The sequence below is a fragment of the Nocardia brasiliensis genome (assembly GCF_042691675.1).
GTDB classification, from domain to species: Bacteria; Actinomycetota; Actinomycetes; order Mycobacteriales; family Mycobacteriaceae; genus Nocardia; species Nocardia brasiliensis_D.
Genome location: NZ_CP170507.1, coordinates 6626552 through 6643943 on the forward strand (window position 1 = coordinate 6626552; position 17392 = coordinate 6643943).

Sequence of the window (17392 nt, forward strand, 5' to 3'; positions counted from 1 at the left end):
CTACCCGAACTGTTTCGCGATGGCATCCAGCGTGGTCAGCGCACCGTGGTAGTCCGGCCGGTAACTGGTCGCGGGCAATTCGAAGACCTTGCCGTCCCGGAACGCGGGAAGGCGCGCGTACAGCGGGTTCTGCGCCAGTTCGGCAGCGCTTGGCCCGCCGACCGGAATCACGAAGGCCATCGGCGCGTCGGCGATCCGGTCGATCATCTCGAGGCTCACCTCGAAAGAGTCCCCCGAGCCGTACAGCGGCGGATTTCCGGCCTTGGCCAGCACATCGTCGGCGACGAATCCCAATTCGGCCAGCTGAGTGGGCAGCGCGGCGGACTGCGGCACCAGGTACGGCACGCGGTTGCCCACCGAGAGCACGTAGACCACCTTCCCGGCGGGTATCTTGCTCGATGCCTTCACCTGAGCGGCCTTGTCTTCGTAGGCCTTCAACAACGCGGGCACCCGGTCGGCACGCCCCGACGCGTCGGCGACAATGCGCAACTGTTCCTGCCAGCTGGTCACCTTGGTCGGTACCAGCACGGTCGGTGCGATCGCGGTGAGCTTGTCGTAGAGCTCACCGGCCTGCACGGCGGTAATGCCTTGGCCGCCACCGATGATCAGGTCCGGATTCGCATCGGCGACCGCCTCGATGTTCAGCTCCGCGCCCGCGGGCAATTGCTTGCTGCCCTGAGCCTTCGCCTTGTCCGCCCACTGTGGCGGGAACCCGCCGTCGAGGTTGGTCACCCCGATCACGCGGGTGTCGGTGGCCACCACCGGCGCGTCGAGCGCGTAGAGGTAATCGGCCAGGCTGCCGCTGAGCACCACGATGCGCTTGGCCTCGTGCGGCACGTTCACCGGACCCCGTTCGGTGGTGATCATCCTGGTGTGGTCCGCGTCGGCGTCACCGTCGGTGTTCGACGAGCAGCCCACCACGAGGGCCAGCGCCATGGACAGGCCGCCGAGCAACGCGACTGCGCGTCGCATTCGTCCGGCGGTGGCGGACGTTCTTGCTGACTTCATCGATCTCCTTGTGTCGAAAGAACTTCCATGCCGAGTGCCCGATCGATCAGCGGGGCGAGCTGGGCCCACCCGGCCGGTGTCACGAGTCCGGCGTGGTCGAAGTGGAGGTGGTGGACCACCAGGTCGATGCCGAGCTGTCGCCACCCCTCGGCCAGTGCCCGGCCGGGCGATTCGGGGCCGCCCGGGTACGGCTGGTCGGCGGTGAACAGCGTCAGCGGGCCGGAGTAGTCCGGAACCGTCGACACCGCAGCCGATTTCACGCACTCGGCGTATCCGGCGCGCAGGGCTGCCGAGAGCTCGGGATCTCGGACCTCCGGTAGCGCGGCGACCAACGCGTCGATCTCCTCGGTGCTCGCGTGCGCCGCGCTGCTCTCCGGTGCGGCACCATTGCGCGCAGCACGATCGAGCGGGGCCGAATCGATCAGGCCCGCGTAGGCGACGTGTTCGCCCGCCGCGGTCAACCGCGCCGCCATGGCGTGCACGACATTGCCGCCGAACGAGTATCCGAGCAGGTGGTACGGCCCGGTCGGCTGGTGCGCGCGCACCGTGTCGACGTAGCGCGCGGCCAACTCGTCGATCGAGTGCGCGGACGATCCGCCGTCGAGCGAGGGCAGCTGCAATCCGATCACCGGCCGGTCGGCACGCAGCCGCCCGGCCAGCGGCAGGAATTGCCACGCGAATCCCCCCGCGGGGTGCACACAGAACAGCGGCGCGTCGGCGCCGCCGTCGCGCAGCACCACGACATGTTCACGGCCGAGCAGCGGTGAGTCCGCCTCGGCGGCAACACCATCGGCGGCGACCCCGTCGGCGGCAACACCATCGGCGGCGACACCGTCGATCGCGCCGTCGAGATACGCGGCGAGTTCGGCGACGGTGGGCCGTGCGGTGAGCGTGCCGAGCGGCACCGTGACGCCGAACGCGCGGTCCAGCGCACCGAGCAGCCGCATGGCGCGCAGTGAATCCCCGCCGAGATCGAAGAAGCTTTCTTCGACATCCACCTCGGGCTGTTCGAGCACCTGCTCGAACACCGCGCACACGGCACGTTCGCGCGTCGTGCGCGGTGCCCGGCGGATAGTCCGCCGTTGCGGTTCCGGCAATGCCGCGCGGTCCAGCTTGCCGTTCGGGGTCAGCGGGATCGCCTCGATCGCGACGACCTCGGCGGGCACCAGCGCGGCGGGCACCAGCGCGCGGAGCTCGGGACGCAGATCCCTTGGCACCCAGTCGGTTTCGGGAACCACATAGCCGACCAGCCGGGCGGTTCCCGACGAATCGGTGGTCACCTTCGCGGCGGCACGCCGCACACCGGGCAACGCCGCGAGCGCCGTTTCCACCTCGGCCAGTTCGATGCGCACACCGCGCACCTTGACCTGATGATCGGCGCGGCCGAGATATTCCAGCTCGCCATCGGGCCTGCGCCGCACCAGGTCTCCGGTGCGGTACATGCGGCCACCGTCGGATGCGAACGGATCCGCGACGAAGGTGCCCGCGGTCAGCCCGGTCCGGTCGCGGTAGCCGATCGCGATGCCGTCGCCGGACAGGTACAGCTCACCTTGGGCGCCGACCGGAACTTCCGCCAGACCCGAATCGAGCACGCGTGCCCGGGCATTGCGCACCGGCCTGCCCAAACACGGTGTGGGACTGCCGGATGCGGGCGATCCCAGCGCGTTGATGGTGAATTCGGTGGGACCGTAGAGGTCGTAACCCATGACATCGGGGTGTTCGCGCAGCAATGTCCACAGATCGAGCGGCACCGCTTCGCCGCCGAGCAGCACCAGCGCCGGGATGTGCGATCCCGCCAGCAGGCCCGCGGCGATCAGTTCGCGGGCATAGGACGGAGTCACGTTGACCGCATCGATGCCGACCTCGCGGTAATGCTCGACCAAGGCGGCGGGATCCAGCCGGGCCTGCTCGTCGATCACGTGCACCTCGTGTCCGGCCAGCAGCCAGAACAATTCCTCCCAGGACATGTCGAAGGAGAAGGACACCGTGTGCGCGACACGGAGTCGTCCGCGCGCGGCGAAACGCTCGGTCGGGCCGAAGATCTCGTCGAGGTGGTTGTGGTACATCGTGGTCAAGCCGCGATGACCGACGACAACACCCTTCGGACGGCCGGTCGAGCCCGAGGTGTAGATGACGTAGGCCGGTTGATCGGCGCTGCGCGGCCCGGCCACCGCCGCGTCGGGGACAGCGGGCGGCGCGACCATGCCGTCGAGCACGGCGGCGACCGCCGGTTCGTCGAGCAATAGTTGCACCCGCGGCCCGTCGCCGTCGACCACGCTGCCGCGATGCACGGTGGTGCTCACCAGCGCCGCCGCGGCACTGTCGGTGAGCAGAGCGCGCAGCCGAGCCGGTGGATGCGTCAAATCGAGCGGCAAGTAGGCCGCGCCGGTGCGCATGACGGCGAAGATCGCGACGACGTGATCGGCGATCCGAGGCAACGCCAGGGCGACCACGTCGCCAGCTCCTATCCCTCGGCTCGCGAGCAACCGCGCCATCCGATCCACGCGCGCGTCCATCTCCCGCGCGGTGAGGGCGACCGAGCCGCACACCAGCGCACAGGCGTCCGGGGTGGCGGCGGCCCGTTCGCGCAGCAGCGCGTCGACGCTGCCGCCCGGCTGGCCGGGCAGCGGCACCGACACCCGTTCCGGGGTGAACTCCGGCGAAACAGCCACCGGCGCAGCGGTATCGGCGACCACCGTGTGTCCGGCGACGGTGTCCGGCGTAGCGAACAGGCGCAGGATCTCGACAAGACGGTCGAGGATCTCCCGAGCCCGGTTGTCCGGCACCAGGTCCGGTCGATGCTCGAGCGCGATGCGCAGCGGATCGGCGGCGATACCCGGGTCGACATCGAGGGTCAACGCGTAGTGCGTGCTGTCGACCGCTTCCCGCGAGACGACACCGTTGCGCGCGAAAACGTCCGCGGTACCGGCATTACGGGGCAGATTACGGAAAACGTACAGGGTGTCGAACAGCGTCGGATGGCCGCCCGCGCGCTGGATGCGGCCCAAACCGAGCTGTTGGTGCGCGACGAGACCACCCTGCTCTTTCAGCATCCGCCGGAGCAGATCGAGCAACGACTCCCCCGGGCGAACCCGGACGCGGACCGGGACGGTGTTGAGCACCAGCCCGATCATTCGCTCCCAGCCCGGCACCTCCGGTGAACGACCCGACACGGTCGAACCGAACACCACGTCGTCCAGCCCGGTGCTCGCCCGCAGCGCCAGCCCCCATGCGGTGGACACCACGGTGGACAGGGTGACCCGGCTGTGCCCGGCCAGCGCCCGCAGCGCGGCGGAGGTATCCGGCGTGAGTTCGACCAGACTACGCATCGGCAGCGGCGATTGCGCCACCCCGCCGGAGCCGAGCAGGGTGGGCTGGGCGAGGTCGGCCAGGTAGGCGCGCCAAGCCTTTTCGGACGCGCCGTGGTCGAGCCCGGCCAACCAGCGCAGCTGGTCGCGGAAGTCGGCGGCGGGTGCGAGCACCGCATCCAGTTCGGCGTCGGTGTTGTTGTCGGCGTGCTCGAACAGCGTGAACAGCTCGGTGAACAGCAACGAAATCGACCAGCCGTCGATGAGCAGATGGTGCAGCGTGAATATCGCGCGACTCGCGCCACCCGGCAACCGGACCAGCAGTAGCCGAATCAGTGGCGGTGCGGCGAAATCGAAGGCGGTGCGGTACTCGTCGTGCGCGAGGGCGGCGACCATCGAGTCGATTTCCGCGGTTGGTGTCGCGGTGAGATCGACCTCGCGGCACGGTGTTTCCCACGTCGCGGGGATGAACTGGACCGGTGCCGCGAATCCGGCATGGGTGAACCCGGCGCGCAGATTCGAATGTCTGCGCAGCACCGCGTCCAGGGCCGCGCGCAGCAGCTCGAGTCGCGGCGCGCTTTCCGGCGCGAACGAGAAGCCGACCTGCATGTGATAGGCGTCCGGCCCGCTGGCACGGTCGACCACGGACTGAAAGTACATGCCCTCCTGCAGCGGTCCGAGCGGCAGGACTTCCTGCCAGCCCGGGCACAGCACGTCCAGGCGCTTTCGCTGATCGCTGTCCAGCGCGACCAGGTCCGCGGTGCCTACCGGCGCCACGACCGGCACCGGCGTCGCGGCCGCGGCCAGCTCGCCGAGGGTCGGGTGTTCGAACACGTCACCGACGGTGAGCACGAGGCCGTGCCGCCGTGCCGCGGTCACCAGCCGCACCGACCTGATGCTGTCACCACCGAGCGCGAAGAAGGCATCGTCGGGCCCCGGTGCCGGGATGCCGAGCACCTCGCCCGCCAGGGCACACAGGGTGCGCTCGGCCGGCGTGCGCGGCGCGCGGCGGGCCGCCTGCGGGCGCGCGGGCTCGGGCAGCGCCGCCCGATCCACTTTGCCGTTCAGGGTCAGCGGCAACGCGTCGAGCAGCGTGATCGCTTGCGGCACCATGTATTCGGGCAGTACCGAGGCGACGTCGGCCCGCACCGCGGCCGGATCGAGCTGAGCTCCCGGCTCGGCGACAACGTAGCCGAACAGCCGACCGGTGCCCGCACCGTCCGTCCGCACCGCGGCAGCGGCCCTGGCCACCCCGGTGCTCGCGCGCAGCGCGGATTCGACCTCGCCGAGTTCGATCCGGAAGCCGCGCACCTTCACCTGGTCATCGATCCGGCGCAGGTACTCCAGCCGACCGGCCCGGAACCGGACCAGATCGCCGGTGCGGTACAACCGCTTACCGGGCAGCCACGGATCCGGCACGAATCGCGCCGCGGTCAACGCGGGTTTGCCCAGATATCCGCGAACCACCTGGGCGCCACCGAGATACAGCTCGCCCGCGACGCCGTCCGGCACCGCACGCAGATGTTCGTCGAGCACCCTCGCGTGCACATCGATCCAGGCCGTCCCGATGGTGACCGGGTCACCCGAGCGCAGATCGGCGGCGGTCGCCCAGACCGTTGCCTCGGTGGGCCCGTAGACATTTCGCACCGACCGGCAATGCGCGACCAGGTCGGCCGCCAGATCCGCCGGCAATGCCTCGCCGCCGACCAGCGCGCGGACCGTGCCGAGCCGGCCCGCGTCCTCGTGCTCGACCAGCACCCGCCACAGCGAAGGGGTCGCCTGCACGACCGTCGCGGCACGGTCGGCGATCAGGGCGTGCAGCGCATCCGGATCGCGCACGGTCGCCCGGTCGGCGAGCACCACGGTCGCGCCGACGGTCAACGGCAGCAGCAGCTCGAGCACGGCGATGTCGAAGGACACCGTAGTCACCGCGACGATCCGGTCGCCGGGGCCGATCCACCGCTGGCCACCCACCGTCTCGGCGAATGCGGCGAGATTGGCCGCGGTGACCATCACGCCCTTGGGCCGACCGGTGGACCCGGAAGTGTGGATCACGTACGCCAGCTGCGGACCGGCGGGACGCGGATCCGGCACCGCCGGTGCGTCCGGACGGGTCCCGGCATCGGTCAGGACCAGCGCCTGCTGGCGCACCGGTAGCCGGTCGGCGAGATCGGAGCTGGTCAGGATGCACACGGGTGTCGCGTCGTCGAGCATGTACGCCAGCCGGTCGGCCGGATAGTCGACATCCAGCGGCAGATAGGCGGCACCGACCCGCAGCACGGCCAGCAATCCGGCGACCAGATCGGCGGAGCGCGCGAGCGCGACCCCGACCACCTGCTCCGGGCCTGCCCCGGCGGCGAGCAGCCGAGCGGCCAACTCCTCGCTCCGGGCGGCGAGTTCGGCATAGGTCACCGATTGCCCGCCGCTGACCAACGCGACCGCATCGGGCCGCTGGCGCACCTGCTCGGCGAAGCGCACGGCAACACCCGGTGGGGTGCCGGCGCGCCGGTCCGGATCGAGCGCCGGATCCGGTTGGCCCAGTGCCGAATCGAAGATGCCTGCCGCCGGGTTTCGCACCGCGCGGTCGAGCACGGCGAGCAGTCCGTCGAGCAGGGCGTCGGCGGTGCCGGGGTCGAACAGGTCGGCGTCGGCCACCAGCCGGAGGAACGGCGAACGATGTTCCCCCGAGTCGGCCAGCCACACCGCCGTGTCGAACCGTGCGGTGGTGGCGGCCGGGGCCGACGGCTCGACCGTGAGCCCACCCAGGCCAGGGATGTTCGGCGCGGGTTCGTAGGCGACCATGGTCTGGAACAACGGATGCTTGGCCAGCGAACGCGGCGGCGCCACGGCGTCGACGATCCGCTCGAACGGCACGTCCTGGTGCGCGAGTGCGTCGAGCACGGCGTCCCGCACCCGGTGCAGCAGCTCCGCGAAGGTCGGCCGCCCGGTCAGGTCACAGCGCACGACCAGCGTATTGACGAAATAGCCGATGGTGTCCGCGAATTCGGCGGTGCCGTCGTCGGCGAGCACGCTGTCTCGATGCGAGAGGTTGGTGCCCAACGGGATATCGCGGCCCGCACCGAAGGCCGACCAGGTCGCGGCAACCGCGGCCTGCAGCACCATCAGTGGGCTGACGCCGTGTTCGGCGCACAGGTCGGTGATTCCCGTGCGCAATTCCTCGGAAAGCGGCCTGGTGATGGTGAATCCGCGATAGGCGGCCCGAGCCGGGCGCGCGCGATCGAACGGCAGATCCAATTCCACCGGCAAACCCGCGAGCTTCGCCCGCCAGTACGCCAGCTGTTCGGCGTAGGCGTACTCGTCCTGCCTGCGGCGTTCGCGTGCCGCGTAGCTGCGGTAGTCGGTGCCGACGACCGAATCCCATTGCGGCGCGGTCCCGGTCAGCCGGGCCCGATAGGCGATGTCGAGATCACCGAACAGCGGGCGAAGCGAGGCCGCGTCGAAGGCGATGTGGTGCACGACGATCACCAGGATGTGCTCGTCGGGCGCCACCGCGAGCAGGGTCGCCCGCGCGGGTGCGGCGGTGGTGATGTCCACCGGCTCGGCCAGGCAGGCCGCGATCGCGGCGTCCGCGCCTTCGCCGCCCACCGTGCGGAGGTCGAGCCCGGCAGCCTGATCGGCGTCGAGCAGATGAATGGTCGCCGATCCGGCGGCATCCGGCGGATACGTGGTGCGCAGCACGGGGTGTCGGGTCAGCACATCGCGCCACGCCGCGGCGAGCGCGTCGGCGTCGAGCCGACCGCGCACCCGGACAACCCTCGGAACGTCGTAAGTAGTAGACGGTCCTTCCAGTCGGTGCAGGAACCACAACCGTTCCTGCCCTGGGGACAACACCGCGTCCGTTGCCGGACCACCGCTCGGCAGGATGCCGGGCGCCGTGAGGAGCGAGCCGGGTACCGTTGCGTCGCTATGCCTCTCGAATTCATCGGTCGATGTCGCCGCCGAAGTGTCCCGAGCAGCGAACCGCCGCGGATCGAGCTGCGCACGCAGCGCCAGTGCGCGCGCGGTCGGTGCGTCGAACACGTCGGTGATCACGATGCGGAGACCGGCCCGCCGTAACCTGCCCACCAAACGCATGGCGGTCAGCGAATGCCCGCCGAGTGCGAAGAAATCGTCATCGGCACCGACTTCGGCAACCTCGAGCACCCCGGCGACGCATTCCCGAACCGCTTCCAGCACAGCGTGCTCCGCGGTCTCCACGGCGTCGAGTACGGGCGTCTGCGGCGCGGGCACCAGCCGGGCAGGCGTGGTGTCACCCGGCTCCACCCATCCGGACATGTCCACCAGTTCGCCCGCGAGCGTGTCCTCGGCGTCGACCAGCACCCGCAGAATCTGGGCCAGCCGATCGATGATCCGGGCGACGGTTGCTTCCGCGATGGCGGCACGATCGTGGTAGACCACCAGCTCCAGCCGGTCACCGGGCGGCGCGAGCAGCGTGACCGGATAGTGCGTGAGACCGTGGTTGTGGAACGCGGAGATGCGCAGCTCGTGCGACTCCGGCTGCTGGGCACCGGAATTCGGGAAATTCTCGAAGACGACCAGGGTGTCGAAGAGTTGGCCGAGCCCGGCGGCACGTTCGATCTCGGCCAAGCTGGCCTGCTCGAATTCCTGCATGGCGAACTGCGTTTCTTGCAATTCGGCGAATTGGTCGAGCAGCGGCCGTTCCGGCGCGATGGTGCACCGGACCGGAATGGTGTTCGTGAACAAACCCACCATGGACTCCACGCCGGGCAGTTCGGCGGGGCGACCGGACACCGTCGCGCCGAACACCACATCCGCGCGCCCGATGAATTCGGCGAGCACCACCGCCCAGGTGCCCTGGACCAGGGTGTTCAGCGTCAGACCGCGACGGCGGCCGAGCGCGGCGAGTTCGGCGCTGTGCGCCTCCGACAGCGGCACCGGGCGCAGCTGAAAGTCCGGTGCGCCTGTCGATTCGCGCACCAGGCTGGGCGCGGCGAGCCCGGCTAGTCGTGCCGTCCAGGCGTCGCGCACCGCGGCCTGATCGCGCCCGGCGAGCCACGTCAGGTAGTCGCTGTAAGCGGGCGGAGCGGCCAGTCCGGAGTAGTCGTCGTGATAGAGGGCAAGCAGTTCACGCAGCACGATCGGCGTGGACCAGCCGTCGGTCAGCAGGTGATGGGCATTGAGCACCAGCCGGTGTTCCGCGCCGGGCAGGTGAATCAGCAAGGCGCGCAGCAGCGGTGACCGATCGATGACGAAGTGATGCTCGGCGGCTTCGGTTTCGAGCCGATCGGCCGCCGCCAGTGCGGCCCTGGCGGGCAGTGCGGACAGATCCACCTGCCGCCACGGAATCCGCACCGACCGAGGAATGGCCTGGACCGGCCGATCCAAGGCCGCATAGTGGAATGCCGCACCGAGATTGGGATGTCGGGCCACTACGCCGTCGAAGGCGGTTATCAGCCGCTGGGCATCGAGCGGGCCGGACAGATCAATGCGCGCCGTGAGGGTGTAGACGTCGGCCGCGCCGTCCCGGATCGCGTGGAACAGCAGCCCTTCTTGCAAAGGCGACAGCGGCAGCAGGGCGGCGAGAGGTCCGTGCACCGCCTCCAATTCATCGATCCCGTCCTGCGTGGCCGGGACATCGGGGCAATCGGCGGGGGTGAGGCCGCCGTCGGACAGCACCGCATGCGCGGCGAAGGCTTCCAGCGCTAGTTCCCAATGCTGCTGCAGCTCGGCCACCTCGGCCGCACCGAGCACCTTCCCCGCCGCGGTCCATTCCACCGCGAGGCTCGGCGTGCCCTGCTCGTGGACGAAGGCGTTGAGCGCCAGCACCTCCGACATCGCCTTCGTCTTCGGCTCGAACACCGAGAACGGGTCCTGCTCCGGCAGTTGCCAACCGGTGCCGGGCGACGCGGTGAAGCGACCGAGATAGTTGAGCAGCAGTTCGGGCGCGGCTTTGTCAGCGAGCACCGGTTCGGTCCGCTGGTCCAGGTGGCGCAGCACGCCGAACCCGACGCCGCCGCCGGGCACCGCGCGCTTGGCCTCCTTCACCGCCCGCAGCAGCCGCCCCGCGGCGGGTCCGCCCGCGAGTGCTTCGGCCAACCCGGCCGCGGTGTCGATCCCCGTTGCCGGGGCCCAAACCGGATACTCGCTGGTGAACCAGCCGACCGTGCCCGCGAAATCGGTATCCGCGACCAGTGCGTCGCGGCCGTGGCCCTCGACAGTGACCGGACGGCCTGCTTCCAATGCCTCGCCGCGGCTGTGCCGCCACGAATTGACCGCGAGCAGCAACGCGGCGAGCAGCACCTCGTCGGTACGCGCCCGGTAGGCCGCGGGCAACGTGGTGAGCATGGCTTCGGTGAGTGCCGAAGAGGCGAAAGTTCTGGTGCGCACGGCGCTTTCGGCCCGATCGCGGGCCGGGTCCAGGGCACGGGCACCGAGCGGTGCGACCGGGTCACGCCCGAGTGCCGCCTGCCAGTGGTCCAGTTCCGATCGTCGGGCGCCCGCCGCACCTTGTTCGGCAAGCAGAGTGGCGTACCGCCGCCAGGAACTACTCTTGGGCGCCAACCGGATCGGCCGCTGCTCACGCGCTGCCTGGCAGGCCTCATGTAGTTCGGGCACCAATATCCGCCACGAAACCCCGTCGACAACAAGATGATTGGCCACCACGATCAGCTGGTCGGGCTTACCCTGTGGGGTCCGCACCAACGCGACGCGCAGGCAGTGACCGGCAGCCGGGTCGAGCTGCTCGGCGAGCTCCGCTGCCAGCGTGGACATTTCATTGTCCGTGCGGGTGGTCTCGATGACCAGATCCGCCGCGCTGAGCGAATCAACCGCACCGATGGTCAGCGTCGGTTCAGCTGTCCGCGTATCGAGCACCGAGCGCAGCGCATCGTGGCGATCGAGCATGGTCCGCACACCCACGACGAGATCGTCGAAGGCGAGCGGTTCGTGCAGGCCGATCGCGGTCCACTGGGCATACCCGCTGATCGCCGACGGGCTCGGGTTGGCGTCGAGCAGCGCACGCACGATCGGTGGCAACGGGACGACGCCGGTCGCCTCGTCGGCCACTGCCGCGCTCGGCTCGTCATCGATGCGCTCCGCGGTGGCGGCGATGGTCGCGAGATCACGCTGGGCGAGTAGCGCTTTCGGTTGGATCAGCAGGCCGTGGGCACGCAATCGGCTGCTGACGCTGATCGCGGTGATGCTGTCGCCGCCGAGGCCGAAGAAGTCGTCGTCGACGCTGACCGGCGGTCGGCCCAGCGCCTCGGCGACCACGGCGCACAGCGCCTTTTCCCGGTCGGTGCGCGCCGCACGACCGGTCGAAACCACCTGCGGTGCGGGCAATGCCGCTCGATCGAGTTTGCCGTTGACGGTGGTCGGTAGTGCGTCGAGCACCACGATCGCCGACGGAACCAGGTGGTCGGGAACGGTTTTCGCGAGCTGGTGGCGCAGTTCGTCGGACCCGTCGAGGCGCTGCCCCGATGCGGGGACGAGGTAGCCGATGAGTTGTGCGAGACCGGCTGCATTCCGAATGACCGCAGCTGCCGCGGCCACGCCGGGTAGCGCGCCCAGGATGGCTTCAACCTCACCCAACTCGACCCGGTGACCGCGGATTTTCACCTGATTGTCCCCGCGGCCCAGGAATTCGTAGCCGCGTCCCGCCGCCCACCGGGCCCGGTCGCCGGTGCGGTACATCCGGTCGCCGGGTGCACCGAACGGATCGGCGACGAACCGCTCGGCCGTCACCACCGGCCGTCCGAGATAGCCGCGAGCCAATTGCGGTCCGGCCAGATACAACTCGCCGACTTCGCCATCGGGGACCGGTTGCAGTGCGCTGTCGAGCAGGTATGTCCGTGTTCCGGCCAACGGACCGCCGACGTGTGGCACCGCACCCGCCACCGGCGCGCTGAGCGCGTCGACGGTTGCTTCGGTGGGGCCGTACATGTTTCGCGCGGGCACACCCGAGCCGACGATCGTCTCCCACAGTGCGGGCGAGGCCGCCTCGCCGCCGATGAGCAACAGTTGTGGGCGGTGTCGGGCGCCGAGCAGGCCGTTGTCGATCAGCGCGGCGGCCATCGACGGGGTGGTGTCGACCACGTCGATCCGGTCGGCGACGAACGCGGCCACCTGCGCGGCGGCGTCGCGTTGCAGCTCGGCGTCGTAGAGGTGCACGCGATGTCCGCACAGCAGCCACAGCAGCTGGTCGAAGGCGGCGTCGAAGGCGAAGGACGCGGTGTGCGCCGTGTGCAGCTGCCTGCCGCCGGCGCGGTCCGCGGCCTCGGCATAAATCGTCGAGCGGTGATGGTGCAGCAGGTGCGCGGCGCCGCCGGACCGAACCAGCACGCCCTTGGGTCGTCCGGTGGACCCGGAGGTGTACACCACGTAAGCCAGGTGCTCGGCGGCGCGCGGGGCGGCCAGTTCCGCCGCCGTCAACGGACCGTCGGCTTCTTTGCCGATCAACGCTTGAACAGCGCTGTCCAGCAATCGAATCGGCGTCGGGCGGGCGCCGCCGGACAGCACCTCGACCAAGGCGTCGTCCGCGAGCACCTGCACCGGTGCCGCGTCATCGATGATGTCGCGCAGGCGCTCGACCGGGTGCTCCGGATCGAGCACCAGGTGCGCGGCCCCGGCATGGTGGACGGCGAGCATCGCCACCACGATCTCGGCGGTACGCGGCAGCGCGAGGCCGACGATGTCGTCCGGTCCGACGCCCTTGCCGCGCAGGTAGCGGGCCAGCCGATGGACGCGTCCGGCGAGGTCGGCAGCCGTGAATCGGGTTGTGCCGCAGACAAGGACGACGCGGTCCGGGTGCTCGACCGCGAGCCGGTCCAGTGCCGCGGACAGGTCCTCCGGCGCACCGGGCAGTTGCGCGCTCGCCCGCTCGGCCAGAATGCGCGCACCGTCTTCGGGCGGGTACGGCGTAACCCGGCCGACCGGCCGGTCCAGGCCGTCGGTGAGTTCGGTGATCATCCTGACCAGTGCGGTCATCCGCCGCTGTACGACGTCGGCGCTGATCGAGCGGGCGTCGACCTCGAAGCCCAGTTGGATCCGGCCGCCGGACAGCGGGGTGACGGTCAGTCCGAGATCCTCCGGCGGGCCGCCCGCCACATTGCGCAAAGTGCCTACGGCACCGGCGAAGTCGAGGGCGACGTCGAATGCCTTCAGGTTGATCCCGATGCCGTGCAACAGCGCGCCGGTCTGCGCGGCGCCGAATTCGCGGGCCAGGTTCTCGCCGCGGTAGCGCTGATGCGCACGCAGTCCGCGCAGCGCGTCCGCGACCCGCTTGCTCAGTTCGCCGAGGCGGTCGTGGCTGCACACCGACAGCCGCAGCGGCAGTACGTTGACCGCCATGGACGGGGTGGTCAAAGCGGTGCGGCCGACGCGAGCCATCACCGGTAGGGCGATCACCACGTCGGTCTCGCCGAGTAGCCGGTGCACGAATCCGGCGTAGCAGCCGACCAGTACGTCGGCCCAGGTGGTGCCCGAGGCCTCGGCCACCACGCCGACCCGCTTCATGAACTCGGCGTCGAGCACGGCGCGCGCCTGATTCGTCTGTTCGGCGGGTCCGTCCGGCCGGCTGCCCCGGCCGTCCAGCGACGGCAGCGGAGTCAGCAGGTCACGCCAGTACGCGCGGTCCCGCTCGACGTCGGGACCCGCGAGATACGCCGCGTCCTCGGCGACCAGGGTGGTGACCGATCCCCACCGCACGGGTGCGACCTCGGTGCCGCGCACCAGCGCGGTGTAGTGGGCGGCGACTCGGCGCGAGACCATGGCCGCGCTGTACCCGTCGATGATCAAGTGGTGGTACAGCTGCACACACCACACCTCGTGATCGGACAGCCGCACCAGGGTGTAGGTGTACAGCTGGCGGTCGACCATGGCCCGGCAGTATTCCGCGGCCCGCTGCCGTTCCGCCTCGACGAATCGGTGTGCGGCTGCCGTCGGATCGGCTTCGCCACGTAGATCGACCACGGGGCGCAGTTCCGGCTCGGCGTCGGTGATCCGCTGCCGCGGACCGTCCGGCCCGTCGATGAAACGCAGTCGCATGGTGTCGGCTTCGGCGACCGTGCGCCGAATCGCGGTGTCCAGCAGGCCGATATCGATGGGTTCCGGGCCCGCGATCTCCAGCACCTCACCAACCAGGTAGCTCAATGACTCGGGCTCGAGTCGCTGCGCGTTCCAGATGCCGAGCTGCGCTCCGGTCAGCGCCAACTCAGCGCGTCCGTCCACCACCGGATTCACCGTCACAACCCATTCCTCAATCTCGAGCCACCTACGTTCAACGCCTGCCGCCCGAGCAACTCGGGGGCAGGCGGTAATGCCGGATTCGCCTGCGCCGCTACTCGGCGACGGCCTCGTGGTCTTCGTCGAAGTCCGCGTGCCCGCGCTTCCAGTAGGCCGTCACCTCGGCGTCACCGGGCTCGGCGCGCAACACCTCGCGCACCCAGCGCCGCAGCGGGCGCACCACCCCCGCCTCGGCGGCGATCCAGGCGTACACCCGCTCGCCCTCGGGAATCGGTACCGCGCGGACGGCGCGCTCGAGCAGATCCGAGGAGCCGGGTGCCACGCTCCCCCGGTGCAGCCACCGCACTTCGACGCCCGCCGGGGTGACCAGCTCGATTTCCTCGGCAGCGTCCACCACCTCGATGAACGCCCATCCGGCCGCGTCCGCGGGCAGTTCCCCCAGCCAGCGGGCGATCGCGGGCAGCGCCGTGATATCTCCAGCCAACAGGTACCGGTCGTAGGTGAACGGCACCACCAATCCGCCGGGCGGTCCCGCGATGTACACACTCGTCCCCGGCGTCGCGGCCGCGGCCCAGCCCGCGGCGTGTCCGCCGGGGTGCAGGGCGAAATCGATGTCGAGCTCACCGGCGACCGGATCGTAGCGACGCACCGTGTATTCCCGCGAAATCGGCAGCGGGCGCGGCCATTTCAGGGCGAGATCGACCTGCTCGGGCAGGCGCAGCGTGCCGTCGGGATCGGGATAGATCAGCCGGACGTGCTCGGTGGGCGCGTGGCTCTCGAACCCCGCCAGCCCGGGTCCCGCGAAGGTCAGCCGCCGCAACCCGGCGCCGACCATGCGCGCGTCCCGCACGGTCACCTCGCGCAGCCCGATCGGGTACGGCACCTTGGCCCCGCCCGCCGCCCCGTCGAGCACCTCGGCGATCCGTTCCAGATGAGCAGCCCGGTTCATCCGGCCGCGCCGATCTTCCGCATTGCGTGACATCCCTTGCGTTCCATGGAAATCCATCGACCGATCGGGTCGACGTGCACTCCGCGAGCGCAAAACATGAGGTTAGCCTAACTTAATTTCCCGGGCAAGGCGGTCACGCACACCTCACAGTAGGGCCCGGCGAACATCCGCCCACCAGGCGAACATTCCCCGGACCCACGACAGCGGGGCAGCCCGCTACGTCATCGATCAGGCCGGAACCCCCTGCCGCACCGGGCCCGCGACAACAGCCTGCCGCTCCCCGAGTCGGTACAGATATACCGCCACCGCGGTGACCCAGACCCACATCAGGATGCCAGGTACCAGGAAGGCCACATACGTCGTGGACGTATCGGCTCCGGCGACAACGAGAAGGACAAAGGCGCCCAACGACATCGGAACGGCTGCCCAGGAAAACCAGGTCCAGTTCCGGAGTCCTCGGCTCGTGAACCACCTCGCGATCACCAAGCTCGCCGCGATGAGCAGGAGGGAACTGACCCCGCGTGCGGCCGCGTTGACGATCCCGTGCCAGGTCGTCGATTCCGTCAGCGTGCCGGGCGGGAAACCGATGACCGGGTCCGCAGGGAACAAACCACCGACGACGTAGGCCAGCCCGAACAGTCCGAGGAGCCGCGGGGCCCACCGGGCACTTCGGCCCTGCCGCAGCAACCGGCCGACGCCGACCGCGAACAGCACCGTCAACATCCCGGTCACCACCATGTTGGTTCGATGGATCCCACCGAGGTCCCCGGTTGTCAGCAGGTTGTAGCGGTGCTGCGACAGATCGAACCCGGCCCGGGTCAACGCCTGGACCGCGGTTACCGCGATATACAGCGGACCTGCCAGGACGCCGCAGGTCAGCAATGCACCGGTCGGTCGCGCCATCGACTTCTGTTCGATCATCATGTCTCCGTTTCGCCGCCGCCCACCGGGCGGAAGCAACTTGTGCCTGCGCCGACGTTATTGGCGCGCACCGGCAGCGGTCTTGGAGAAATGTGACCCCGCCGAACCGAGAAGATGCAGATCCTCGAACTGTTCGGTCGCGCGAATCAGGCCCACCGGCGTCGTTCCGGTGAACTCGCGGACCTCGTTGATCAGATGTGATTGATCGAAGTAGCCACAGGCCAGCGCCAGTTGCCCCCAGTCCGGCGCCTCGGCACGCCGCGCGAGTTCGCTGACGCGCTGGAATCGCAATACCCGGCTCAGCTGCTTCGGCGTCATCCCGACTTCGCGGGTGAAAACCTGGATGAACCGGCGACGGCTGAGTTCGACGCTCGCCGCGGCCGCACCGACGGTGCTCCCCGGCCGAGCGAGCTGTTCGAGCGCGAAAGGCAGTACGGGGTGTCCCGGAACGTGGGCCGGTAAGCGCGATCGCAGGGTGGATTCCAGGACGGTGCAGCGCTCCGTCGACGTGCTGGCCGCGCACAAACGCTCACGTAACTCGGCCGCCGGGCGACGGCCCCACAGCAGTTCCAGATCGACGTGGCGATCGGCGAGCTCGCCCGGCGGGACGCCCAGAAACGGCAGCGCACCACCCGGTTTGAAGTGAACGCCGACGATCGAGGTATGCGCGGGATTGTCGAACGTGATGTACCGGCCGTAGGCCCCGGCCGCCACCGTTCCGGAATACCGATGGCACACCCCGCTGTGCGGATCATTGATCCGCACTACGTCCGCATGCAGATTGACCACCAGATCGAGCGTGCCGCTCGGTACCAGCCGCCCCGCCGCGTGAACCGGAACATCGTGCAGCGCCCAGAAATAGGCGATGAACCGCGCAAGCGCCGGACCGGGCCGGCGCATCTCGAATCGCACGACTCCAGGATGCCGCACAGCTGACCTCCCGGCCCATTATGCGAAAATCGCGGTCGGACCTCGATGCTCG

5 protein-coding genes are annotated in these 17392 nt (G+C 69.7%); all 5 read right to left on the minus strand.

The features are described from left to right. Complete coding sequence (locus ACFK0J_RS30525) at positions 1-1008, minus strand: Fe2+-enterobactin ABC transporter substrate-binding protein (RefSeq protein WP_378733172.1); 1008 nt, start codon at positions 1006-1008, stop codon at positions 1-3. Further along, entirely contained in the window at positions 1005-14543 is a 13539-nt protein-coding gene (locus tag ACFK0J_RS30530) for an amino acid adenylation domain-containing protein (RefSeq protein WP_378733174.1), read from the minus strand. The genes ACFK0J_RS30525 and ACFK0J_RS30530 overlap by 4 nt, the downstream gene beginning before the upstream one ends. Before the next feature lie 91 nt (positions 14544-14634). Next, positions 14635-15522 carry a siderophore-interacting protein gene (locus tag ACFK0J_RS30535; protein ID WP_378733176.1) on the minus strand — a complete coding sequence of 296 codons (888 nt, stop codon included), beginning with the start codon at positions 15520-15522 and terminating at the stop codon, positions 14635-14637. Positions 15523-15717: 195 nt separating this feature from the next. Continuing rightward, on the minus strand, positions 15718-16413 hold the full coding sequence (locus ACFK0J_RS30540) for a DUF998 domain-containing protein (RefSeq protein ID WP_378733178.1): 696 nt from the start codon (positions 16411-16413) through the stop codon (positions 15718-15720). A 54-nt stretch (positions 16414-16467) separates the two neighbouring features. After that, positions 16468-17322: a DUF6597 domain-containing transcriptional factor gene (locus ACFK0J_RS30545; RefSeq protein ID WP_378733180.1), complete on the minus strand. Its 855-nt coding sequence runs from the start codon at positions 17320-17322 to the stop codon at positions 16468-16470. Positions 17323-17392: the final 70 nt, after the last annotated feature.